Source organism: Nocardia sp. NBC_01499, assembly GCF_045040275.1.
GTDB lineage: Bacteria > Actinomycetota > Actinomycetes > Mycobacteriales > Mycobacteriaceae > Nocardia.
In genome coordinates this window covers 4173419-4195454 of the sequence record NZ_CP109426.1, presented here as the reverse complement: position 1 = coordinate 4195454, position 22036 = coordinate 4173419, and the positions used below count along the sequence as shown (strand labels likewise).

Annotated in this window: 23 protein-coding genes and 1 pseudogene; 11 read left to right on the top strand and 13 right to left on the bottom strand. The window is 66.7% G+C overall.

Features of this window, described 5'->3' with window-relative positions; genetic code table 11:
* Positions 1 to 88: 88 nt before the first annotated feature.
* Together OG203_RS19380 and OG203_RS19375 are read right to left on the bottom strand one after the other, a co-directional pair.
* Positions 89 to 1891, bottom strand: a complete 1803-nt coding sequence (locus tag OG203_RS19380; protein WP_405167052.1) for an acetyl/propionyl/methylcrotonyl-CoA carboxylase subunit alpha — start codon at positions 1889 to 1891, stop codon at positions 89 to 91.
* Between the two features lie 161 nt (positions 1892 to 2052).
* Positions 2053 to 2967, bottom strand: a complete 915-nt coding sequence (locus OG203_RS19375) for a sulfurtransferase (protein ID WP_405167051.1) — start codon at positions 2965 to 2967, stop codon at positions 2053 to 2055.
* Positions 2968 to 3133: 166 nt separating this feature from the next.
* Between OG203_RS19375 and OG203_RS19370 the strand changes: the two genes are divergently transcribed.
* Positions 3134 to 3940 (top strand): helix-turn-helix transcriptional regulator, encoded by an 807-nt coding sequence (locus tag OG203_RS19370; protein WP_405167050.1) that lies wholly within the window; start codon positions 3134 to 3136, stop codon positions 3938 to 3940.
* On the opposite strand, the gene OG203_RS19365 is transcribed toward OG203_RS19370, so the two are convergent.
* The 3 genes from OG203_RS19365 to OG203_RS19355 form a co-directional block, all read right to left on the bottom strand.
* Complete coding sequence (locus tag OG203_RS19365; RefSeq protein WP_405167049.1) at positions 3866 to 4501, bottom strand: Maf family protein; 636 nt, start codon at positions 4499 to 4501, stop codon at positions 3866 to 3868. The two genes, OG203_RS19370 and OG203_RS19365, sit on opposite strands and share 75 nt — an antisense overlap.
* Positions 4498 to 4821: an acyl-CoA carboxylase subunit epsilon gene (locus tag OG203_RS19360; protein WP_405167048.1), complete on the bottom strand. Its 324-nt coding sequence runs from the start codon at positions 4819 to 4821 to the stop codon at positions 4498 to 4500. Before OG203_RS19360 ends, OG203_RS19365 begins: the two co-directional genes overlap by 4 nt.
* Positions 4822 to 4991: 170 nt before the next feature.
* Positions 4992 to 6632, bottom strand: a complete 1641-nt coding sequence (locus tag OG203_RS19355; protein WP_405167047.1) for an acyl-CoA carboxylase subunit beta — start codon at positions 6630 to 6632, stop codon at positions 4992 to 4994.
* 206 nt (positions 6633 to 6838) lie between these two features.
* Between OG203_RS19355 and OG203_RS19350 the strand changes: the two genes are divergently transcribed.
* Both OG203_RS19350 and OG203_RS19345 read left to right on the top strand, forming a co-directional pair.
* The gene (locus OG203_RS19350) at positions 6839 to 7024 is read left to right on the top strand and encodes a hypothetical protein (RefSeq protein ID WP_405167046.1); all 186 of its coding nucleotides are present in this window, start codon (positions 6839 to 6841) and stop codon (positions 7022 to 7024) included.
* Positions 7025 to 7076: 52 nt separating this feature from the next.
* Positions 7077 to 7877, top strand: coding sequence for a biotin--[acetyl-CoA-carboxylase] ligase (locus tag OG203_RS19345; protein ID WP_405167045.1), 801 nt, complete (start codon positions 7077 to 7079; stop codon positions 7875 to 7877).
* A gap of 55 nt (positions 7878 to 7932) precedes the next feature.
* On the opposite strand, the gene OG203_RS19340 is transcribed toward OG203_RS19345, so the two are convergent.
* Positions 7933 to 8886 (bottom strand): acyl-ACP desaturase, encoded by a 954-nt coding sequence (locus OG203_RS19340; RefSeq protein ID WP_405167044.1) that lies wholly within the window; start codon positions 8884 to 8886, stop codon positions 7933 to 7935.
* Between the two features lie 181 nt (positions 8887 to 9067).
* Between OG203_RS19340 and OG203_RS19335 the strand changes: the two genes are divergently transcribed.
* The 3 genes from OG203_RS19335 to OG203_RS19325 all read left to right on the top strand — a co-directional run bounded on the left by OG203_RS19335 (position 9068) and on the right by OG203_RS19325 (position 11670).
* On the top strand, positions 9068 to 9613 hold the full coding sequence (locus tag OG203_RS19335; protein WP_405167043.1) for a PH domain-containing protein: 546 nt from the start codon (positions 9068 to 9070) through the stop codon (positions 9611 to 9613).
* A gap of 70 nt (positions 9614 to 9683) precedes the next feature.
* Positions 9684 to 10361, top strand: a complete 678-nt coding sequence (locus tag OG203_RS19330; RefSeq protein WP_150408010.1) for a response regulator transcription factor — start codon at positions 9684 to 9686, stop codon at positions 10359 to 10361.
* Position 10362: 1 nt separating this feature from the next.
* Positions 10363 to 11670: a sensor histidine kinase gene (locus OG203_RS19325; protein WP_405167042.1), complete on the top strand. Its 1308-nt coding sequence runs from the start codon at positions 10363 to 10365 to the stop codon at positions 11668 to 11670.
* A 16-nt stretch (positions 11671 to 11686) separates the two neighbouring features.
* Here OG203_RS19325 and OG203_RS19320 read toward each other — a convergent pair.
* Positions 11687 to 12211: pseudogene (locus tag OG203_RS19320) on the bottom strand (GtrA family protein); the annotation flags it as partial.
* A 159-nt stretch (positions 12212 to 12370) separates the two neighbouring features.
* Between OG203_RS19320 and OG203_RS19315 the strand changes: the two are divergent.
* Positions 12371 to 13543, top strand: coding sequence for a 5-(carboxyamino)imidazole ribonucleotide synthase (locus OG203_RS19315; protein ID WP_405167041.1), 1173 nt, complete (start codon positions 12371 to 12373; stop codon positions 13541 to 13543).
* Between the two features lie 13 nt (positions 13544 to 13556).
* Entirely contained in the window at positions 13557 to 14057 is a 501-nt protein-coding gene (purE, locus tag OG203_RS19310) for a 5-(carboxyamino)imidazole ribonucleotide mutase (RefSeq protein ID WP_405167040.1), read from the top strand.
* Between the two features lie 65 nt (positions 14058 to 14122).
* Here purE and OG203_RS19305 read toward each other — a convergent pair whose 3' ends face one another.
* Positions 14123 to 15409, bottom strand: coding sequence for an IS256 family transposase (locus OG203_RS19305; protein WP_405167039.1), 1287 nt, complete (start codon positions 15407 to 15409; stop codon positions 14123 to 14125).
* Positions 15410 to 15582: 173 nt separating this feature from the next.
* Here OG203_RS19305 and OG203_RS19300 point away from each other — a divergent pair, with 173 nt between their 5' ends.
* Together OG203_RS19300 and OG203_RS19295 are read left to right on the top strand one after the other, a co-directional pair.
* Positions 15583 to 16266: a TetR family transcriptional regulator gene (locus tag OG203_RS19300; RefSeq protein WP_405167038.1), complete on the top strand. Its 684-nt coding sequence runs from the start codon at positions 15583 to 15585 to the stop codon at positions 16264 to 16266.
* 132 nt (positions 16267 to 16398) lie between these two features.
* Complete coding sequence (locus OG203_RS19295) at positions 16399 to 17556, top strand: acyl-CoA dehydrogenase (protein ID WP_405167037.1); 1158 nt, start codon at positions 16399 to 16401, stop codon at positions 17554 to 17556.
* 60 nt (positions 17557 to 17616) lie between these two features.
* Here OG203_RS19295 and OG203_RS19290 read toward each other — a convergent pair whose 3' ends face one another.
* Both OG203_RS19290 and OG203_RS19285 read right to left on the bottom strand, forming a co-directional pair.
* The gene (locus OG203_RS19290; RefSeq protein WP_405167036.1) at positions 17617 to 17901 is read right to left on the bottom strand and encodes a GNAT family N-acetyltransferase; all 285 of its coding nucleotides are present in this window, start codon (positions 17899 to 17901) and stop codon (positions 17617 to 17619) included.
* A 41-nt stretch (positions 17902 to 17942) separates the two neighbouring features.
* A complete protein-coding gene (locus tag OG203_RS19285; RefSeq protein ID WP_405167918.1) occupies positions 17943 to 19295 on the bottom strand; it encodes an FAD-binding oxidoreductase in 1353 nt (450 codons plus the stop codon).
* A gap of 157 nt (positions 19296 to 19452) precedes the next feature.
* Here OG203_RS19285 and OG203_RS19280 point away from each other — a divergent pair, with 157 nt between their 5' ends.
* Positions 19453 to 19956, top strand: a complete 504-nt coding sequence (locus OG203_RS19280; protein ID WP_405167035.1) for a GtrA family protein — start codon at positions 19453 to 19455, stop codon at positions 19954 to 19956.
* A 12-nt stretch (positions 19957 to 19968) separates the two neighbouring features.
* Here the strand turns inward: OG203_RS19280 and OG203_RS19275 are convergent, their stop codons facing one another.
* The 3 genes from OG203_RS19275 to OG203_RS19265 are packed head-to-tail and all read right to left on the bottom strand — an operon-like array spanning position 19969 to position 21956.
* The gene (locus OG203_RS19275; RefSeq protein ID WP_405167034.1) at positions 19969 to 20622 is read right to left on the bottom strand and encodes a Type 1 glutamine amidotransferase-like domain-containing protein; all 654 of its coding nucleotides are present in this window, start codon (positions 20620 to 20622) and stop codon (positions 19969 to 19971) included.
* 6 nt (positions 20623 to 20628) lie between these two features.
* Positions 20629 to 21468 (bottom strand): maleylpyruvate isomerase family mycothiol-dependent enzyme, encoded by an 840-nt coding sequence (locus OG203_RS19270; protein WP_405167033.1) that lies wholly within the window; start codon positions 21466 to 21468, stop codon positions 20629 to 20631.
* On the bottom strand, positions 21465 to 21956 hold the full coding sequence (locus tag OG203_RS19265; RefSeq protein WP_405167032.1) for an HIT family protein: 492 nt from the start codon (positions 21954 to 21956) through the stop codon (positions 21465 to 21467). Before OG203_RS19265 ends, OG203_RS19270 begins: the two co-directional genes overlap by 4 nt.
* Positions 21957 to 22036: the final 80 nt, after the last annotated feature.

Sequence of the window (22036 nt, the reverse complement as noted above, 5' to 3'; positions counted from 1 at the left end):
TACGACAGAGCGGGCGCGGACGTCATTGTCCAGCGCCCGCTCGAAGCGGTGTTCGCCCTACGTTTACGCGAGCACTACTTGACCGACCTCACTTGATCTCAGCGAGGACCGTTCCCTGGGTGATCGCGGCACCGGCCTCGACGGAAAGCCCGGTGACCACACCGGCCTTGTGCGCGTTGACCGGGTTTTCCATCTTCATGGCCTCGAGCACCACGATCAGGTCGCCCGCCTCGACGGACTGGCCCTCTTCGACGGCGACCTTGACCACGGTGCCCTGCATGGGCGCGGTGACCGCGTCACCGGAGGCCGCACCGGCACCGGCGCCGCCACGCTTGCGCGGCTTGGGCTTCTTGCGGATCACCCCGGCCCCGTTGCCCGCGGCGACGGGGCCACCGGCGCCGAGGCTGAACTGGCCGGGCAGCGACACCTCGACACGACGCCCGCCGACCTCGACGACCACCTTCTGCCGTGGCAGGTCCTCGTCCTCGTCGGCCTGTGCACCGCCGGTGAACGGCTCGACGGTGTTGTTCCACTCGTTCTCGATCCACTTGGTGTAGACGTCGAACTTGGTGCCGTCACCGATGAACGCGGGGTCCTCGACGATCGCGCGGTGGAACGGGATGACCGTGGCGAGCCCGTCGACCTCGAACTCGGCCAGCGCGCGCCGGGCCCGCTCGAGGGCCTGGGTGCGGTTCTCGCCGGTGACGATCAGCTTGGCAAGCATCGAGTCGAACTGCCCGCCGATGACGCTGCCCTGCACCACACCGGAATCAACGCGCACGCCGGGCCCCGTGGGCTCTTTGTAGACGGTGACCGGGCCGGGCGCGGGCAGGAAGCCGCGACCGGCGTCCTCACCGTTGATCCGGAACTCGAACGAGTGACCGCGCGGGGTCGGGTCTTCGGTGATGGAGAGTTCTTCGCCGTTGGCGATGCGGAACTGCTGGCGCACCAGGTCGATGCCCGCGGTCTCCTCGGTGACCGGGTGCTCGACCTGCAAGCGGGTGTTCACCTCGAGGAACGACACCGTCTCGCCCTGCACCAGGTATTCGACCGTGCCTGCGCCGTAGTAGCCGGCTTCCTTGCAGATCGCCTTGGCCGAGGCGTGGATCTTGGCGCGCACATCGTCGGACAGGAACGGCGCTGGCGCCTCCTCGACGAGCTTCTGGAAACGACGCTGCAGCGAGCAGTCGCGGGTACCCGCGACCACCACGTTGCCGTGCTTGTCGGCGATGACCTGAGCCTCGACGTGGCGGGCCTTGTCGAGGTACTGCTCGACGAAGCACTCACCGCGACCGAACGCCGCGACCGCCTCGCGGGTGGCCGACTCGAACAGCTCGGGGATCTCCTCGATGGTCTGCGCGACCTTCATGCCGCGGCCACCACCACCGAAGGCGGCCTTGATCGCGACCGGAACGCCGTACTCCTTGGCGAAGGCGACGACCTCCTCGGCGTTCTTGACCGGGTCCTTGGTGCCAGCGGCCATCGGGGCCTTGGCGCGCTCGGCGATGTGGCGGGCGGTGACCTTGTCGCCGAGGTCGCGGATCGACTGCGGTGACGGGCCGATCCAGATCAGTCCGGCGTCGATGACGGCCTGGGCGAATTCGGCGTTCTCGGAAAGGAATCCGTACCCGGGGTGGATGGCGTCGGCACCGGAGCGCGACGCGGCATCGAGGATCTTGTCGAAGACGAGGTATGACTCGGCCGAGGTCTGGCCGCCGAGGGCGAACGCCTCGTCGGCGAGCTTCACGAAGGGAGCCTCGGCATCGGGCTCCGCGTAGACCGCGACGCTGCCGAGCCCGGCGTCCTTGGCCGCCCGAATCACGCGCACGGCGATCTCGCCTCGGTTAGCAACGAGTACCTTCGTGATTCGTGCGCTGGCGTGGCTGGGCACTGAGCCTCCTGTGTGAAATCTTTTTTGGTCGCCCGTGGTCGACGAAACTACGTCTGCGCGAGTGTAGGCAGTCTGCCAACAGACGCCGAACTCGGCCACTCCTACTGGACAGTAGGTCGTGCGTCACAGTGTGGCCGTTACCGAGGAAAGGCGTGCGTGCGCTACTTACTGCGGGACCGGCGTGCGGTACCGGCCGGTGCCGCACCGGGTTCAGGCCCCTTGGCGATCGGCATGCGCACCGAGTTGCCCCACTCGGTCCACGAGCCGTCGTAATTGCGCACGGTGCCGAACCCGAGCAGATAGGTCAGCACGAACCAGGTGTGGCTGGAGCGCTCGCCGACCCTGCTGTAGGCGATCAGATCGTCCTCGGCGGCCAGCGCGCCGTAGATCGAGTCCAGCTCGGCGCGCGAGCGGAATCGACCGTCGTTGTTGAACGCCTCGGTCCACGGAATGTTCGCGGCGGTGGGGATGTGCCCGCCGCGCAATGCCGCGTCCTCGGGGTTGATCGGCGGCTGGATCGGGTCGCCGGAATACTCGTCGGGGGAGCGCACATCGATCAGCGGCTTGCCGAGGTGGGCGAGCACGTCCTCGCGGAACGCGCGTGCGGTGCTGTCGTCGCGTTTGACGGCGGGATAGTCGCTCGGGCTGAAGCGCGGCGTGTCGAAAGTCGTGTCGCGTTCCTCGGAAATCCACGCGCCACGACCACCGTCCAGCAATCGCACATCTTCATGTCCGAACAAAGTGAAAACCCACAATGTGTGCGCCGCCTGCGCGTTGCCCCGGTCACCGTAGATCACCACGGTATCGTCTCGCTCGATTCCCTTGGCGCGCATCAACTCGGTGAATCGGGCTCCGTCGATGTAGTCACGAGTGACCGGATCGTTCAGATCGCCCCGCCAATCGATCTTGGTCGCGCCTGGAACATGCCCGATGTCATAGAGCAATATGTCTTCGTTGGACTCGACGATCTTGAGTCCTGACGTGCCGATGTTTGCCGACAGCCACTCTGTGGTTACTAGTCGGTGAGGATGTGCGTAAGAACCAAATGCGGGATGAGGGTCCGGAGCAGCGGGCACGATGTGGGTCCTTCACGCGAGGTAGACGGCGGTTTCGGCGGTTCGGGTCTCACAGCGATGGTATGTGTGAGGCGTTAGTGACTCTCGTTTCAGATCACAAATCGGCTGAATGAGCGAATAAATCGCACCTGCATCCGATAAAGTCTCCCGGGAGGAGGGGTGAGCTATGTCCGATTCTTGGCCGCGGCGGCGACTGCTCGCGATCCTACGTGGCGCCAGCGAGCCTCTCGACGCCCAGGAACTGGCCAGAATCACCGGACAACACGTCACCACGGTTCGGTTTCATCTGGACGTGCTCACCAGGGAATCCCTGGTGCGGCAATTTCAGCAACCGCCTCGTGGCCGCGGTCGTCCGCGCATCGGATACAGCGCGGTGCAGCGATCGGTCGGTTATCAGGAACTCGCGCAGGTGCTCGCCGATCAACTCGGCCCGGATCCGCGCAGGCGCTCGGAGGCGGCCATCGCGGCCGGGCGTTCCTGGGGCGCGAAACTCGACGCCGGTGATCATCGGGTCGAATCGCTGGAGGACGCCAAAGACGTCGCCATGACGGTGCTTTCGGAGCTCGGCTTCGCGCCGGAACGCGACCCGAACGAGACCACCGAGCAGGCACTGATCCGGCTCACCGCCTGCCCGCTGCGTGAACTCGCGCGCACGCATTCCGAGGTGGTGTGCGGCGTGCATCTCGGCCTGATCAAAGAGGTCCTCGAGCGCAGTGGCGCGCGCGGCGAGGTGAATGTGCGCCTGCATCCGTTCGTCGAGCCGGAACTGTGTGTGGTCCGGCTGGAGATGATGGCGCGGCGCGAGCAGGAAATGCGTCGCGAGCCGGATGGCCGGGAGGTCGTCACGGTGCCGGTGGCCGGTGACGCGGCGGCCGCTGAGCCGTTGATCGCGCCGCCGTCAGGGGGCCGAGTGGCCCCACAGCTGCGTAACGGCGACCCCAACGTCGCCAAGCAGTCGGCGCAGCAGTGGTAGACCGATCCCGATCACGCTCGACGGATCGCCATCGATGCGGTCGACGAACCAGCCGCCGAGTCCGTCGAGGGTGAACGCGCCCGCCACCTGCAGTGGCTCGCCGGTGGCGATGTAGGCGTCCAGCTCGTCGGGCTCCGGCTTGGCGAAATGCACTGTGGTGGAACTGCACTCGATCGCTTCGGCGGTAATGCGGCCGTCCCGCACGCGTAGCACACAGTGCCCGGTCACCAGATCGGCGCTGCGCCCGGCCATTTCGCCCCAGCGGGCCCGTGCGACGTCTGCGGTATGCGGCTTGCCCTGCAGCACGCCGTCTACCAGCAGCATCGAATCACAGCCGACGACAACACAATCGGCGCCGAGTTCGGGAATCGTCGCGGCGACCGCCGCGGCTTTGGCCTTGGCCAACTCGACGACGACGACCTCGGGCGAGGTGCCGTCGGGCAGCGCGGCCTGCAGCGCGTCCTCGTCGACGTCGGACACCCGGACGATCGGATCGATGCCCGCCGAGCGGAGCACTTCCCGGCGCGCGGGGGACGCGGAGGCGAGAACGAACGTGGTCACCCGCGCAGGTGCGAGAGCTGCGGGTAGGCGTACGGGGAGAACGGGGAGGTGCCGCGGTGCATGAAGGAGGGGCGGCCCCACATGTCCGCCGGACCCGACGAACCGGCCGCCGCGCTTTCCGCGGCCGCGGTGAGCACACAGACCAGCGCCGCGACCTCCTCGTCGCTCGGGTTGCCCTTCACCACGGTGAAGAATGGCGCCGCGGCCTTGGCCGCGGACTCGGCGACAGGCGCGTCGACGTGCGCCGCCTCGACCTCGTCGGTGATCGAGCCGACGGTCAGGTCCAGTTCGGCGGCGGTCAGTACATCTTCTTCTGCCACGGTCGTCACAGTGCCAGATCCTCTCTTTGCCTGATCAGGCGTGTTCCCTATTCGAATTCAGCGGGGCCGATGATGCGATCATCCTCGGATCCACTCATTGCGTCTCTGCAACCAGTGTGCGCGGCCCACCGAGGGTATCGCTGGATCACAGCCGAGTGTTGCGGCCGGAATCACAGCGGGATGTTGCCGTGCTTCTTCGGCGGCAGCGTTACCATCTTGCGCTCGAGCAGCCGCAGCGCCGAGACGATCTGGCCGCGAGTGTGCGAGGGCGGGATGACCGCGTCCACATAGCCGCGTTCGGCGGCGATGTAGGGGTTCACCAAAGTGTCCTCGTACTCGTTCTGCAGCTGAAGCCGCAGCGCATCGACATCCTCGCCGCTCTTCGCCGCGTCGGCGAGCTGCTTGCGGTAGACGAACCCGACGGCGCCGGAGGCACCCATCACGGCGATCTGCGCGGTCGGCCAGGCCAGGTTCACATCGGCACCCATGTGCTTGGAACCCATCACGTCGTAGGCGCCACCGTAGGCCTTGCGGGTGATGACCGTGATCTTTCCCACAGTCGCCTCGCCGTAGGCGTAGAGCAGCTTCGCGCCACGCCGGATGATGCCGTTGTACTCCTGGCCGGTGCCTGGCAGGAAGCCGGGAACGTCGACCAGGGTCAGGATCGGAATGTTGAACGCGTCGCAGGTACGCACGAACCGCGCGGCCTTCTCCGAGGCGTCGATGTCGAGGCAGCCCGCGAACTGGGTCGGCTGGTTGGCCACGATGCCGACGCTGCGCCCGTCGATCCGGCCGAAACCGACGATGATGTTCATCGCGCGCTCGGCCTGCACCTCGAGGAACTCGTCGTCATCGAGCAGGCGACGGATCACCTCGTGCATGTCGTAGGGCTGGTTCGGCGAGTCCGGGATGATCGAGTCCAGCTCGCGGTCCTCGTCGGTGAGCGAGTCCTCGATGGCGCCGTCGATCGGGTCGGTGGCCGGGAAGCGCGGCGCCTCGGCGCGGTTGTTGCTCGGCAGGTAGGACAGCAGGTCCTTGACGTAGTCGAGCGCGTCCTGCTCGCCGGAGGCGACGTAGTGCGCGACACCGGATTTCACCATGTGCGTCTGCGCGCCGCCAAGGTCTTCCATGGTGACGTCCTCGCCGGTGACCGTCTTGATGACGTCGGGTCCGGTGACGAACATCTGGCTGGTCCCGTCGACCATCACCACGAAGTCGGTCAGCGCCGGGGAGTAGACGTGCCCGCCCGCGGCCGCGCCCATGATCAGCGAGATCTGCGGGATGACACCGGAGGCCTGAATGTTGCGGTGGAAGATCTCGCCGTAGAGGCCGAGCGAGACGACACCCTCCTGGATGCGCGCGCCAGCGCCCTCGTTGATGCCGACCAGCGGACGGCCGGTCTTCAGCGCCAGATCCATCACCTTGACGATCTTCTCGCCGTAGACCTCACCGAGGCTGCCACCGAACACCGTGACGTCCTGGCTGAAGATGCACACGTCGCGCCCGTCGATGGTGCCGTAACCGGTCACCACACCGTCGCCGAGCGGCCGGTTCTTGTCCAGGCCGAAGTTCACGCTTCGGTGCCGCGCCAACGCGTCGAGCTCGACGAAGGAACCCTCGTCCAGCAGGGCGAGGATCCGCTCACGCGCGGTCATCTTGCCCTTGGCGTGCACCTTGTCGACCGCGGCCTCACCCATCGGGTGCTTGGCCTCATCCAGCCGATTCCGCAGGTCAGCCAGCTTCCCGGCAGTGGTGTGGATGTCGGGGGCGCCCGCTGGATCTTGCGCGGACTGCTGCTGGACACTCGTCATGGCTCCGGAGTGTAACGAGTGACAGTGAGTCCCACTAACCCAGTGGGGGCTACCGGCGGGTAAAAACTGCAGCTAGATCATGTTGTCATGGCGAGAATTCGAGGCCTTTCGGCGCATTTGCGCCGATAGGAAATCGGTATCGCCACACGTAGGGCCCAGTTAGCCTGGAGGAGTCCGGATTTCGAGCTCAGGGGGAGGGCCCAGTTATGTGGGAATGGAGCAAGACCGTCGCGGAATACGCGGCCGCGGCATCATGGACCAGCTATCGCAAGTACGAGACCGAGCCGACGATCGTCGACCCGGATTGCCGCACCGAGGCGGCGCATGGGGATTCCGAGGGACCCGACGGTGCGGCCCGCGCACCGAGTAGCGGATACATGCTCGTCGGATAAGCCGAATACGACCTCGACGGTCAGGCCGCCGCGCACCAAGTAGCCTGCCCGTGTGACCAGGTCTCCTTTGGATGCAGAGCAGTTGCGACGCAGTCTCGTCGAACAGCCCGAGCTGTCGTTCTTCCGCCACATCGAGGTGGTGGAGTCGACCGGGTCCACCAACGCGGACCTGATCGCGCGTGCGGGCGAACCAGACGCCGACCGCGCGGTACTCCTCGCAGAGGCGCAGGAGCAGGGGCGCGGCCGACACGCACGCACCTGGGTCAGCCCGCCGCGGGCACAGATCTCGATGTCGCTGCTGGTGCGGCTGGACGGGATCGAGCCCGCGGTGCTCGGCTGGCTGCCCTTGCTCACCGGCATCGCCGTGGTCGACGCACTGCGCGCGACGGCCGGTGTCGACGCGAACCTCAAGTGGCCCAACGATGTGTTGATCGATGGCCGCAAAGTGGCGGGCATCCTCGCGGAGGTCGCGTCGAGTGACGGCGCGCCGGCGGTGGTCATCGGCATGGGGCTCAATGTCAGCCTCACCGAGGCGGAACTGCCGGTGCCGCATGCCATTTCGCTCACCATCGCCGGTGCCGAGAACACCGACCGGACGCTGATCGTGCAGTCGATGCTCACCGAATTCGCCCGCCGTTTCACCGCGTGGCGCGACGCGGGCTGGCGGACCGCCGACCTCGCCGCCGCCTACCGCGAGCGGTGCGCGACGCTCGGCGCGCAGGTGCGCGCCGAACTGCCCGGCGGCCGGACGCTGACCGGCATCGCCACCGACATCGACGACGCGGGCCGCCTGCTGATCGGCGACCAGCCGGTCTCCGCGGGCGACGTCACCCACCTGCGCGCCGAATACTGAAAACGAAACAGCCGCACAGGTTCTGAATGCAGAACCTGTGCGGCTGTTCGAGCGGTCAGGCCGGCTGGAGGGCGGCCTTCGCCGCTTCCCTGGCGAACATGCGATCGCGTTGTTCTTCGAACTTGAGAACGTCCTGTTCGAGCTTCTCGATGAAGACGCCGAGTTCCTCGCGCGCCTGCTCGCCGCGCGGGCCGAAGTCGGTGCGGCCGAAGATGTTCCACTGCTTGAGCACCGGTGCGACCACGTCCTCCAGGTGCTGGCGCAGATCGTAGATGCCGTGCTTGGCCATCAGCACGCCGTTGCGGCGGAAGTTGGGCATGCCAGCGCCGGGCATGATGAAGTGGGTCAGGATCTTGGTGATCGCCATCATCGCCTGATCGGGCGCCAGATCGAGGCCCGCGGCGCACATGTTGCGGTAGAAGATCATGTGCAGGTTCTCGTCGGTGGCGATGCGCTGCAGCATGCGATCGGCGATCGGGTCGTCGCAGACCCGGCCGGTGTTGCGGTGCGAGACGCGGGTGGCCAGCTCCTGGAACGTCACGTAGGTAACGCTTTCCATGAATCCGCCCCAGTTGTCGGGCGAGGCGACCCCGTTGGTCATGTGGATCATCCTGGCCTGTTCGAGGGCGACCGGATCGACGCCGCGGGTGACGACCAGGTAGTCGCGAATGGCGATGCCGTGCCGGTTCTCCTCGGCGGTCCAGCGGCCGACCCAGGTGCCCCACGCGCCGTCCTGGGAGAAGTTCTCGGCGATCTCGCGGTGGTAGGAGGGCAGGTTGTCCTCGGTGAGCAGGTTGGTGATCATGGCGACCTTGGCCACCTCGCTCAGCTTCGACTGCTCGGGCGCCCAGTCGACACCGCCCATCGCGGCGAAATTGCGGCCCTCGTCCCACGGGATGTAGTCGTGCGGGTGCCACTCCTTCGCGATCGCGAGATGCCGGTTGACATTCTGTTCGGCCACCGGCTGAAGTTCGGTCAGGATTTCCAGCTGAGTCAGGTCTTTGGTCACACATTCCTCCACGGTCGTATGCGGCTTTGATCGAGCAGAGCTGTTTGCGGACAGAGCGTTCGAGCCAGATCGATCGGAGAACGCATGCGCGGGGTTTCGACACACGCAGGCAGACGATTGTGCAGCACGACGCGGTCCAGTGTCCGGCATTTCGGCAACTTCAGGCGGTAGTGTTTCGGCCATGGGTTATCCGGAGGACGTGCTTGCGCCGGAAGAGCAGCTGATCCTGCATCGTCATCCGCACTGGAAGATGTTGTTCTGGCCGATCGTGACGTTGATCGTCATCACCGCACTCGCCGGTTTCGCCGGGGGACTCGCTTCGCGCAAAGCCGAGGGCACCACGCAGACGGCGCTGCTCGTCGCGGTGCTCGCGGTGTGGCTGATCGTCGTCGTATGGCGTTGTGTCGCACCGGTTCTCAGCTGGAAGTCGACGCACTTCATCATCACCGACCGGCGGGTGCTCGTCCGGCAGGGCGTGCTCACGCACACCGGCATCGACATTCCGATGAGCCGCATCTCGAGCGTGCAGTTCCGCACCGGACTGTTCGACCGGATGCTCGGCACCGGCACGCTGATCATCGAATCGTCGTCCTCGGAACCGCTCGAGTTCGACGACATCCCGTCCGTGCAGAAGGTGCACGCGCTGATGTACCACCAAGTCTTCGACGTCGAAAACGGCGATAACGGTCGAAGCGAGCACAGGGGCGAGCGCGGCGAGTACCGATGAACGAAGCACCGCGCGGCGATTCGACGAGGGGTGGGCGGCGGATGCCGGGTGGGCCCGTTAACCTGGGCATATGACGGCCGTACTGCTAGCAGAAGACGACGAGGCGATTGCCGCGCCGTTGTCGCGCGCACTGGGGCGCGAGGGGTACTCGGTCACCGTCGAGCGCTTCGGTCCCGCCGTGCTGGAGCGGGCCCTCGAGGGCCATCACGATCTACTCATTCTCGACCTCGGCCTGCCGGGCATGGACGGGCTCGAGGTGTGCCGCCAGGTTCGTGCGCGCGGCGCTGACCTGGCCGTACTGATGCTCACCGCCCGCACCGACGAGGTCGACTTCGTGGTCGGGTTGGACGCGGGCGCCGACGATTACGTCGGCAAGCCGTTCCGCCTGGCCGAGCTGCTCGCCCGGGTGCGAGCGTTGTTGCGGCGCAGCGGGATCGGCGACGACACGGTGGAGGTCGGCGGCATCCGGCTTGAACCCGCCGCGCGCCGGGTACTGGTGAACGGCGTCGAGATCGGCTTGGCGAACAAGGAATACGAGTTGCTGAAGGTGCTGATCGACCGCGCGGGCCAGGTGGTGCCGCGCGAGACGATCCTGCGCGAGGTCTGGGGCGACGCCGAGCTGCGCGGCTCGAAGACCCTCGACATGCACATGTCCTGGCTGCGCCGCAAAATCGGCGACGAGGGCCCGATGGCCGAGCGGCGCATCGTCACCGTGCGCGGTGTCGGTTTCCGGCTGAACACCGACTGACGTGCGACGCAGAATCCTGCGGTCCATGCTCACCGTGCTGACCATCACCACGGTGGTACTCGGCCTGCCGCTGATCTACACGGCCTGGCTGTGGGTCGAGGACATCACCCGCGACGACCTGCAGAGCAAACTCGAGCGGGTCGCCACCGCGATCATCGTGCAGGAGCGCGGGGACGGCATGGTGCTCGGCGAGCTGGACACCAGATCGGTGGAGCCGCTGCTGCCGCAGGACGGCAAGCTGACCATCATCTATCCGGCCCCGCAGGACAACGCGTCACGGATGGACATCGGCGCGGACCAGGTTTCCGACCCCCTGGTCGAGTCGCTGTCGATGGGAACGAAGGGATCGCTACGCCTGGAGGTCCCCTCGGGGCCGATGCACGCCAGGCAGCGTCAGGCCGTCGCAGTGGTGGCCCTTGCGGTGCTCGCCTCGCTCGGCGCGGCGGTATCGGTCGCGGTGATCACCGCGCGCCGGGTCGCCGATCCGTTGCGTGACGTGGCGGCGCGGGCGGCGCGGCTCGCCATGGGTGATTTCCGGCCGGACCCGCGCAGGCACGGCATTTCCGAACTCGATCGGGTCTCCGATGTGCTCGACTCGGCCACCGTCGAGATCGCCGGGCGGCTGCAGCGCGAGCATGCCCTGGTCGCGGACGTCTCGCATCAGCTGCGCAGCCGTCTGACCGCGGTGCGGCTGCGACTCGACGAGTTGTCCACGCACGCCGATCCCGAGGTGGTGCACGAGGCCGAGGAGGCGATGGCGCAGGTCGATCGGCTCACCGACGCGATCGACGACCTGGTCCGTGCCTCCCGCGACGAGGACGCCGCCGACCTCGATCCGGTACCGGTGATGGCGGAGTTGCGCGGCGTCGTCGACGAGTGGACGCATCCGTTCACCGAGAAGGGCCGCACGTTGCGGCTCATCGGCGACGAGTCGTTGCTGGCGCCGATCACCGGATCGCGCCTGCGCGAGGCGGTTTCGGTGCTGGTGGACAACGCGCTCATGCACGGCGGCGGTACCTGCACGGTGTCGGTGCGCACCGTACGGCCCGGGGTCGATCGGGATCCGCTGGTGTGTGTCGAGGTCGCCGACGAGGGTGACGGGGTGCGCGACGAGCTGGCGCCGCACATCTTCGACCGTGGTTTCTCCGCGGGCGGCTCGACCGGTGTCGGGCTCGCGCTGGCCAGGGCGTTGGTGGAGGCCGACGGCGGGCGGCTCGAATTGCAGCGGCGCAGGCCGGCGTTGTTCGCGGTGTTCCTTGGCTCTTCCGCGTATCGGACGGTGAACGCGGTGGTCACGGAGCCGAGGTGACTCAGTTGCGGCGGAATTCCTCGTCGACCAGGTCTTCGAATTCGGCGGTGATCTCGTTCATTTCGTCCGGGAACACCCAGCGGCGCATCGCCCAGAACCGGAACGCCATCTGCAGCAGGTTGCCGATGACGAAGGCGCTGATGAAGTCGGCGACATTCTCGACGGTGAAGCTCACGTCGGGCTGGCGCAGGTCGAAGACGTAACTCGAGATCCACAGCGGGATGAAGGCCAGGACAACGCCGACGCCACTGACCCCGAAGAACAGCAACGCCTCGTGATGCCGCTCCCGGCCGCCCCGGTTCCGGAACGACCATTCGCGATTCAGGATGTAGGACGCGATCACCGCGATAACACCCGAAATGATTTTCGCGGTGACCGGCTTCTCGGAAAGCACAGTCCATTTCAGGGCGTAGAAGATGCCGCTGTCGATCACGAAAGTGGTCGCACCGACGATGGCGAACTTGATCAGCTCCCGATGCCGGTATGCGACCTCCGCGAGCGGCTTGGGGAGAACGCTCACCACGTTGTCGACGAATGACACGGGGCCGAGTGTACCGCTCCCCGGTGACGTCGCCTCGGTTCGTCCATCGCGGACGGCTATTGGCGACTAATGGACAGTCGCGCCCGCTTGGGGGCATTTTCGCCGGTTATGACAATATTGCTGAACGTGAGCACCGGCCGGTCCTTCGATCCCTCTGTTATGCCTACCGTCACCATGATCGGCGGTGGCCAGTTGGCGCGCATGACGCACCAGGCCGCCATCGCGCTCGGCCAGCGGCTACGTGTGCTCGCCGAGAACCCGGACGACCCGGCCGCGCAGGTCAGCCCCGAGGTCGTGCTCGGCAGCCACAACGATCTGACCGCGCTGCGCAAGGCCGCCGTCGGCTCGCACGCGCTGACCTTCGACCATGAGGGCGTGCCGACCGAGCATCTCGAGGCGCTGGTCGCCGAGGGGGTGAACGTGCAGCCGCCGCCGCGTGCGCTGGTCTTCGCGCAGGACAAGTTGGCCATGCGCGTCAAGCTGTCCGAGCTCGGCCTGCCGGTGCCCGCGTTCGCGCCGGTGGCCTCGGTGGCCGACGCGCTGCGGTTCGGCGACGAGCACGGCTGGCGGATTGTGCTCAAGGCGGTGCGCGGCGGTTACGACGGCCGCGGTGTGTGGATGCCAGGGTCGGCGGATGAGGCCGAGGCGATCGTTGCCGATCAGCTCGCGCGCGGTGTGCAGTTGCTCGCCGAGGCGAAGGTTGATTTGAAGCGCGAGCTGTCGGCGATGGTCGCGCGCTCGCCGTTCGGGCAGGCCGCGACCTGGCCGGTGGTGGAGACCGTGCAGCGCAATGGTCAATGCGCCGTGGTGATCGCGCCCGCGCCGGACCTCGATGACGACCTGGCCGCCGAGGCGGAGACGCTGGCGCTCAACCTGGCCAAGGAGCTCGGGGTCGTCGGCGCGATGGCGGTGGAGCTGTTCGAAACCCACGACGGCACCCTGCTGGTGAACGAGCTGGCGATGCGCCCGCACAACTCCGGGCACTGGGGCATGGACGGCGCCCGCACCGGGCAGTTCGAACAGCATCTGCGCGCGGTGCTCGACTACCCGCTCGGTGACACGAGCCCGTTGGCGCCGGTCACCGTGATGGCCAACATTCTCGGCGCGGCCGAGGCACCCGCGATGTCGATGGACGAGCGCCTGCATCATCTGTTCGCGCGGATGCCCGACGCCAAGGTGCACATGTATGGCAAGGGTGAACGCCCCGACCGCAAGATCGGGCACATCAACATCCTCGGCGACGAGGTCGCGGTGGTGCGGGAACGAGCTGAGCGCGCGGCACAGTGGATGTCGCGCGCGGTATGGACCGATGGATGGGATCCCCATCAGTGAGCGAGGCGCAGTCATGAGTTCCCCCCAGGTAGGCCTGATCATGGGCAGCGACTCCGACTGGCCGACCATGGAAGCCGCCGCGGCAGCATTGGCGGAGTTCGGCATTCGCTTCGAGGTCGGCGTCGTCTCCGCGCACCGCACCCCCCAGCGCATGCTCGACTACGCCCGCGAAGCCGCCGACCGAGGCCTCCAGGTCATCATCGCGGGCGCGGGCGGCGCCGCCCACCTCCCAGGCATGGTCGCCTCCGCCACCCCCCTCCCCGTCATCGGCGTCCCCGTCCCCCTCAAATACCTGGACGGCATGGACTCCCTCCTCTCCATCGTCCAAATGCCAGCAGGCGTCCCCGTAGCCACCGTCTCCATCGGCGGCGCCCGCAACGCAGGCCTCCTAGCAGTCCGCATCCTCGCCACCCACAACCCCGACCTCCGCACCCGCATGCAACAGTTCCAAGCAAACCTGGAACAAATGGTCCTGCAGAAGGACCAAGCCCTCCGCACCAAACTCCTCGGCTGACCCATGTCCGAGTGTTGAGGCGAGTCATGGGACTATCTCGCTAACGGTGTTTCCGGCGGTTTCTCTCAGTAGGTTTGGGCGTTGGGCCAGCGGTCGGCGAAGGTGATCGCGAAGGCGTTGACCGCGGGTTTCCAGCGTTGTGTCCATCGTGCCTGACCGCGCCCGGTTGGGTCCAGGGACCTGGTGACCAGGTAGAGGCATTTCAACGCGGCTTGCTCGTTCGGGAAATGACCTCGGGCCTTGATCGCTCGCCGGTAGCGCGCGTTCAAGGACTCGATCGCGTTGGTAGAGCAGATCACCCGCCGGATCTCGACGTCGTAGTCGAGGAACGGAATGAACTCCTCCCACGCGTTGTCCCAAAGACGAACTATCGCAGCATATTTCGTGCCCCACTTCTCGGTGAGGTCATCGAGCGCGGTGCGGGCCGCAGCGGCATTGACTGCGGTATAGATCGGTTTCACGTCGTGGCGCAACCCATCCCAGTCCTTGCGGGAAGCCAGGCGGAAAGTGTTGCGGATCAGGTGGATGATGCAGGTCTGCACGATCGCCAACGGCCAGATATTGCCGACGACCTCGGGGAGCCCTTTGAGCCCGTCACAGACGACGAAGAAGGTGTCTTTGACACCGCGATTGCGCAGGTCGGTGAGCACGCTCATCCAGAACTTCGCGCCTTCGCCACCGGTGCCGGCCCATAACCCGAGCACGTCTTTGCCGCCCTCGACCGTGACCCCGATCGCGGCATAGATCGGCCGGTTGGCGACTTGACCGTCGCGGACCTTCACCACGATGGCATCGATGAAGACCGCGGCGTAGACCGCATCAAGGGGCCGATGGGCCCAATCCTGCATTTCCTCGATCACCTTGTCAGTGATCCTCGAGACCGTTTCCTTCGACACCGAGGCGCCATAGATTTCAGCGAAGTGCGCCGAAATCTCGCCTGTGGTAAGGCCTTTGGCATACAACGACAACACGATCTCATCGACCCCGGTCAACCGACGCTGGCGTTTCTTGACGATCTGCGGCTCGAAGGAGCCCTCCCGGTCACGGGGAACCTCGATCGGCACATGACCGGTCGCTTCGGTCAGCACCGTCTTGGACCGAGTCCCGTTACGGATGTTGGCTGATTCCCGATCGACCGGTGCTGAGTTCTTGTCATAGCCGAGGTGTTCGGTCATCTCCTCGTTCAACGCCGTTTCCAGCACGGCCTTGGTGAACTGCTTGAGCAGCCCATCCGGGCCGGTCAGCGACAAACCCTGTTCCTTGGCCATCCGGACCAGCTCCGCCGCTGCCACGGCCTCCGGCGAGGACTCACGAGCCTTCTTCTTCGATGCCACGCCATCCAGTGTCGTCATCACAGCACCCTTCCCGCTGAACTTCACTCAGCGCGTTAGGCCGGAAACCACCGTTAAATCCACAGTCCCCGAGTCATATGGTTGTTCTCGGAGATCAACTGGCGACCATTTGACTCGCCTCGTTGCGGGGCGTGCTGGTCCGGCGTGGGGGTTTGTCTCGCTACGGTGAGGTCGTGACTACTGGTGATGTCCGGCCGCGGAGCGGGGATGACAACACGCGGTTTCGGCTGACTGTTGTTGATCAGGCGTTGCGGTTGTTTGCCGAGAAGGGGTATGAGGCGACGACTGTCGACGAGATCGCGGAGGCGGCGGGGATTTCGCGGCGGACGTTCTTTCGGCAGTTTCGGTCGAAAGAGGATGTGATCTTCGCCGATCACGAGTCGCAGTTGGCGCAGGCGGCGGACTTTCTGGCGGCGTCGCGGGGGGATCCGTGGGAGACGGTGTGCGAGGCCGTTGTTCAGGTGTTCGAGCGGTTCACCCAGTGGCGGGAGATCGCGGCGCGGCGGTATCAGGTGGTGCGGCGGGTGCCTGCGCTGCGCGAGCGCGAGATCGTGACCGTGTTCCGGTATGAGCGACTGTTCACCGACTATCTGCGCGATCGGCTGCCCGAGGTGCCGGATCTGGCGCGGGTGCAGTACACCGCCGCGGTGACCGCGACGCACAACTATCTGCTGCGGCGCATGGTGCGCGGCGAGTCGGACGCGGGCGCGGCGGACCTGCGCGTCGAGCTGGCCGCGATACCGCGCGGCGGCGGACGGCACCCAGGTGCCGACGAGCTGGTGGTCGCGGTGTTCCCGCGCGATACCCCACCCCGGCAGGTCGCCGATCTGGTCGCACGCAAACTCGGTAGTCTTTGATCTAGGTCAAGTGCGACCAATCTGACACTGAGTGCCAGGACGTCTCCGCACGTTGCGGCCCTGCCTGGGCGTACACTCAAGAATGGTGTGGCACTGAGTGCCGACATGTACCGACGACCAGGAGTGAGCCCCATGGCGGGAAATCCCGATTTCGACCTGTTCAAGCTCGAGGACTTCCACGACGAACTGCGTGCGGCCATCCGCGGTCTCGCCGAGAAGGAGATCGCGCCGCACGCCAAGGACGTCGACGGCAACGCCCGCTTCCCGGAGGAGGCGCTGACCGCGCTCAACGCCGCCGGCTTCAACGCGGTGCACGTGCCGGAGGCCTACGGCGGCCAGGGCGCCGACTCGGTGGCCACCTGCATCGTGATCGAAGAGGTCGCCCGCGTCTGCGGTTCCTCCTCGCTCATCCCCGCGGTCAACAAGCTCGGCACCATGGGCATGATCCTCAACGGCTCCGAGGACCTCAAGCAGAAGGTGCTCGGCGACATCGTCAACGGCGAGATGGCCTCCTACGCGCTGTCCGAGCGCGAGGCCGGTTCCGACGCCGCCAGCATGCGCACCCGCGCGAAGCAGGAGGGCGACGACTGGATCCTCAACGGCTCCAAGTGCTGGATCACCAACGGCGGCAAGTCTTCCTGGTACACCGTCATGGCGGTGACCGATGCGGACAAGGGCGCCAACGGTATTTCGGCGTTCCTGGTGCACAAGGACGACGAGGGTTTCGTGGTCGGCCCGCTCGAGCACAAGCTCGGCATCAAGGGATCGCCCACGGCGGAACTGTATTTCGAGAACTGCCGGGTGCCGGGTGACCGCATCGTCGGCGAGCCTGGCACCGGCTTCAAGACCGCGCTGCAGACCCTCGACCACACCCGTCCGACCATCGGCGCGCAGGCCGTCGGCCTCGCGCAGGGCGCGCTCGACGCGGCCATCGCCTACACCAAGGACCGCAAGCAGTTCGGCAAGGCGATCGCCGACTTCCAGAACACCCAGTTCATGCTCGCCGACATGGCGATGAAGATCGAGGCCGCCCGCCTCATGGTCTACACCTCGGCGGCCCGCGCCGAGCGCGGCGAGAAGAACCTCGGCTTCATCTCCGCCGCCGCCAAGTGTTTCGCCTCCGATGTCGCGATGGAGGTGACCACCAACGCCGTCCAGCTGTTCGGTGGCGCGGGCTACACCACCGATTTCCCGGTGGAGCGGATGATGCGCGACGCGAAGATCACCCAGATCTACGAGGGCACCAACCAGATCCAGCGTCTCGTCATGTCGCGCGCGCTGCTGCGCTGACCCGAGGAAGTCTCGCGAACGGGTGGTCCGAGGTTTCGCCTCGGGTCACCCGTTTTCGATTCAGCTGACCAGGTCGGCGTATTCGCGGTGTTCGGCGATGTACTTGTCGACGTACCAGCAGGTCGGGATGACCGCGTAGCCGTTGTCGCGCGAGTCCTTCAGCGCGTATTCGACCACCTCGGCCGCGACGCCGCGCCCGCGGAATTCGGGGAACGTCATCGTGTGGTGGAAGTCGCGAACCTTCGGGTCGTCGCGCTGGGCGTAGTCGGCGTAGCCGGCGAGGGTGTCGTCGAGATAGATCTCGAAACGAGTGTCGTCGGCGTTGTGCTCGAGCCTGGTGGTCATGATCTGGTGAAACTCCTTCGCGGCCGGGAATGTTCCGTGGTCTAGAGAATCGCGCCTGGATTGAGAATGCCGTGCGGGTCGAGCGCGTCCTTGATCCGGTGGGTCAATGCCATCACGTCCGCGCCGAGCTGATCGGGCAGCCACGCCTTCTTCAGCCGCCCGACGCCGTGCTCGCCGGTAATCGTGCCACCGAGCGCGATCGCCAGGTCCATGATCTCGCCGAACGCGTGGTGCGCGCGTTCGGTCATGGCGGCGTCGTCCGGGTCGTGCACGATCAGCGGGTGAGTGTTGCCGTCCCCGGCGTGCGCGATGACCGAAACCATCACGTCGTTGCGCTGCGCGATCTCGGCGACGCCGCGCACCAGGTCGCCGAGTCGCGGCAGCGGCACGCCGACATCCTCGAGCAGCAGCGTGCCGAGTTTCTCCACCGCCGGAATCGCGAAACGCCGTGCCGCCGTGAATGCTTCGCCCTCCTCGGGATCCTCGGTGTGGAAAACCTCTGCCGCACCGGCCTTTTCGCAGGCCGCCACCATGATCTCGGCTTCCCGCCGCGCGAATTCGCCCGGCGCGTCCGAGCGGGCGACCAGCAGTGCCGCGGCGTTGCGGTCCAGGCCCATCCGCAGCTCGTCCTCGACCGCGTTGATCGACACCGAATCCATGAATTCCAGCATGGAGGGCCGTAATTCGCCGGTGATCGCGAGGATCGCGTCGACGGCGGCGGCCAGCGTCGCGAAGGTCGCGACGACCGTGCTCTGCGGTGGTTGCGCGGGCAGCAGGCGCAGCGTCAGTTCGGTGATGATGCCGAGGGTGCCCTCGCTGCCGACGAACAGCTTGGTCAGCGAAAGCCCGGCCGAATCCTTGAGCCGAGGCCCGCCGAGCCGAAGCACCGTCCCCTCGGCGAGCACCACCTCCATGCCGAGCACGTAATCGGTTGTCACGCCGTACTTCACGCAGCACAGCCCGCCCGCGTTGGTGGCGGCGTTCCCGCCGATCGAGCAGATCTCGAACGACGAGGGATCGGGCGGATACCAGAGCCCGTGCTCGGCGACCGCGCGCTTCACCTCGGCATTCAGCAGCCCGGGCTGCACCACCGCGGTCCTGGTGACCGGGTCGACCGCGATCGACCGCATCCGCTCGGTGCTCAGCACGAGCCCGCCGTCCACCGCCGTCGCGCCGCCGGAGAGCCCGGAACCCGCGCCGCGCGGCACGACCGCGATCCGGCGCTCGTGCGCCCAGCGCAGGGTCGCGGCGACATCGTCGGTGCTGGTGGCGCGCACCACGGCGAGCGGAGTGCCCGCGTCGGGATCGCGCGCCCAGTCCTGCCGGTAACTCGCGAGGAGGTCGGGGTCGGTGACGACCGCGCCATCGGACAGTCCGTCGATCAGGTCATGCATGTCCACAATCCCACGCTAGCGCCAGGCCCTGTGTCGACGTCCCATTCGGCGCTTCCTGGGGCTGGATCCGTCCTGACTTCGACACAGGGCCTGGCCGAGGACAACCAGTTCGCTGGTTGATCACTTGGTGGACACCTCCCGCTGGCAGGCTGGCTGCGTGCATGAGCTGGCGGAGACCACCGAGACGATCGCGGACCGGTTCACCCGATGGTGTGTGGCCGTGGTCGCGCGGCTGCCGTGGGGGTTGCGTCGGCTTGTCGCGCCGACCTTCCTCGGTTTCGCGCTGATCAACAGCTTCACCTTCGCTGTCGACCTGCTGTTGCTGACTGTTTTCCACGGCTGGTGGGGCCTGCCGGTCTGGCTGTCCATCACCATCGCCTACGTGTGCGCGTTCGGGCTCAGTTTCGTGCTCAACCGCACCTTCAACTTCCATTCGCACGCGCCGGTCGGCAAGCAGGCCGCCGTGTACGGCGTGGTCGTCGTGATCAACTACGTCGCGTTCATCCTCGGCGTCGGCAGCGGCCTCACCGCCCTCGGTCTCGAATACCACCTGGCCCGGCTGCTTGCTGGCGCGTGCGAGGCCGTCTACATGTACAGCGCGATGCGCTGGGTCGTCTTCCGCCGCGACCCGAAGTCCGAACTCGCACCGCACGTGACGTGAGGTTGTGGTCGTTCATGACTCCGCTCGACTGATCAGCACCTCGGTTCGGTCACCGTCGACGACGATCGCGTCGTCGTCGGTGAGTGCCCAGTGCGCGATGCCCGCCGCGCGGTAGGACTCGGCGAGTGCGTCGCATTGGCCGTCCGGGTCGGTGGGGGAGTCGAGGTGCGGCACGATCGGTCGGTCGACCAAACCCAGTCCGTCCCATAGCGGTTCGATCCCGCACACCGGCGCGACCTCGGCGGGATCATCCGAGGTCTCCAAACCGTGCAGATCGGGCGTCATTACGCAGGCGCCCGCGCTGTAGCCCGCGTACACCAGCGCATCGGCGGCGAGCAGCTTCGGGAGCACGAGATCAGCACCGCTGCGGGCGAATTGGGCACGCAGCACGAAGGTGTTGCCGCCGCGCACCCACACCAGCGGGAAGTCGGCCAGTGTCCGCTCCAATTCCGCTGCGTTGCCGACGAAGTCGCGCAGGTCGACCGTCTCGGGCTGATAGCCGAGCTTGCGCAGCGGCACCATATCGCTGGTGACCGCGTTCGCCCACATGGTTGGCCAGGCGTCACAAGCGTTGGGAATCAACGCGACCCGCCCCGGCTCGCCGACCAGCGCCGCGAGTCGATCGCGGTGCGCCCCGAACCGATAGCTGGACAGGAAGAGTCGCACCGGGTCTCAGAGGGTGAAGGCCAGTTTGCTGACCAACCGCAGCCCGAGCTCCTGGTCGCCGGTGATGGCGATCTCGTCCAGATGCTCGTCCGCGGTCGTGCGTCCGCCGCCGAGCCGGACGAAAAGCCCTGAGGACAGCTGGATTTCGACGGTGGCGGGCTCGTCGAACGAGTCGACATAGCCCGCCCGGCCAGCCACCTGGATGCGCAAGGTCCTGGCCAGCGGTCCGGTCAGAGCGAACGTGATCCGCGAACCCTCCGGCGCCCCACCCTTTTTCACCACAACGCGCGGAATACCGCCGAGGAACTCGGTGAACGCCAGCTCGCCACGGCGCCCGCCCTCGTCGACCGTGACACCGAGCGCGTCGGCGAGGTCGAGCTCGTGCATCCAGCAGTCGAACAGCCGCACCCGCATGAACCGGCCGTAACTGACCTGCCCGATCGGGGACTGGGTGTGCGCCGTCCACTCTTCCTCGCTGAGGGCGGCAAGGGCTTTGCGCCTGCGTTCGACGATCTCGCGGTACACCGCGAGCAGCCGAACGCCCGACATCGGCCGCAACCGGTCCACCCAGATCTCGTTGAACACCGCGGTCTCGTTGCGGACGTGCGGCAGCGTACTCACGTCGGTTTTCACGGTGAGCGGGTCGTGCGGCGGCGGACGCTCGCCGAGCAGCCACGATTCGGTGCCGATGACATGGGCGACCACATCGAACACGGTCCAGCCGGGCAGCGATGTCGGTGTGCGCCACTGGTTTTCGTCGATATCGGCGACCAGTGCGGCGATCGCGTCCCACTGTTCGGACAGTTGTGCGGGCAGCTCGGTCCGGTCCAGTGTCGGGTCGGTCATTCCTGCGCTCCTTCTTCCGGGCTGTCCATGCCCAGTTTTCCATTGCGGCCCGGCTTTTCGTCGCGCTCCAGCGCCGCGATTCCGCCCTGGATGGCGGCCGCGGTGGACTGTGCGTCGTGCGGGCGGCGCAGCACGACCCCGGCCGCGAACCGGAACTTGTCGCCGTGCTTGCGCGGGATCACGTGCAGGTGCACGTGCGGGACCGTTTGAAAGGCGGCGGTACCGTCGTTGAGCAGCAGGTTCGCGCCGTCGGCTGCGAGGGTGCTTCGCCGGACGGCCAGCGCGAGCCGGTGTCCGGCGCGGAACACGTACGCGCCGAGTTCGGCGTCGAGATCCTCGAGCTCGGCGGCGTGCTGTTTCGGCACCACCAGCATGTGGCCTCGGGCGATGGGCCGGATATCGAGGAAGGCGCAGAGGATGTCGTCCTCGTACACCTTCGTCGCCGGGGCCTCGCCTGCCACGATGCGGCAGAAGACGCAGTCGTTCACAACGCTGGACCTTACGGCGTACGAGCGGTACGGAACACCCCCGCGCGCGAATCGCCCATGACCCACGTCACTTTCCGCGT

Excerpts from the sequence above, each read along its gene's own strand:
- OG203_RS19370 (WP_405167050.1), top strand. The coding sequence starts at position 3,134 with ATGTCCGATTCTTGGCCGCGGCGGCGACTGCTCGCGATCCTACGTGGC.
- OG203_RS19355 (WP_405167047.1), bottom strand. The coding sequence starts at position 6,632 with ATGACGAGTGTCCAGCAGCAGTCCGCGCAAGATCCAGCGGGCGCCCCC.
- OG203_RS19350 (WP_405167046.1), top strand. The coding sequence starts at position 6,839 with ATGTGGGAATGGAGCAAGACCGTCGCGGAATACGCGGCCGCGGCATCA.
- OG203_RS19335 (WP_405167043.1), top strand. The coding sequence starts at position 9,068 with ATGGGTTATCCGGAGGACGTGCTTGCGCCGGAAGAGCAGCTGATCCTG.
- OG203_RS19330 (WP_150408010.1), top strand. The coding sequence starts at position 9,684 with ATGACGGCCGTACTGCTAGCAGAAGACGACGAGGCGATTGCCGCGCCG.
- OG203_RS19315 (WP_405167041.1), top strand. The coding sequence starts at position 12,371 with ATGCCTACCGTCACCATGATCGGCGGTGGCCAGTTGGCGCGCATGACG.
- purE (WP_405167040.1), top strand. The coding sequence starts at position 13,557 with ATGAGTTCCCCCCAGGTAGGCCTGATCATGGGCAGCGACTCCGACTGG.
- OG203_RS19305 (WP_405167039.1), bottom strand. The coding sequence starts at position 15,409 with ATGACGACACTGGATGGCGTGGCATCGAAGAAGAAGGCTCGTGAGTCC.
- OG203_RS19295 (WP_405167037.1), top strand. The coding sequence starts at position 16,399 with ATGGCGGGAAATCCCGATTTCGACCTGTTCAAGCTCGAGGACTTCCAC.
- OG203_RS19290 (WP_405167036.1), bottom strand. The coding sequence starts at position 17,901 with ATGACCACCAGGCTCGAGCACAACGCCGACGACACTCGTTTCGAGATC.
- OG203_RS19285 (WP_405167918.1), bottom strand. The coding sequence starts at position 19,295 with ATGCATGACCTGATCGACGGACTGTCCGATGGCGCGGTCGTCACCGAC.
- OG203_RS19270 (WP_405167033.1), bottom strand. The coding sequence starts at position 21,468 with ATGACCGACCCGACACTGGACCGGACCGAGCTGCCCGCACAACTGTCC.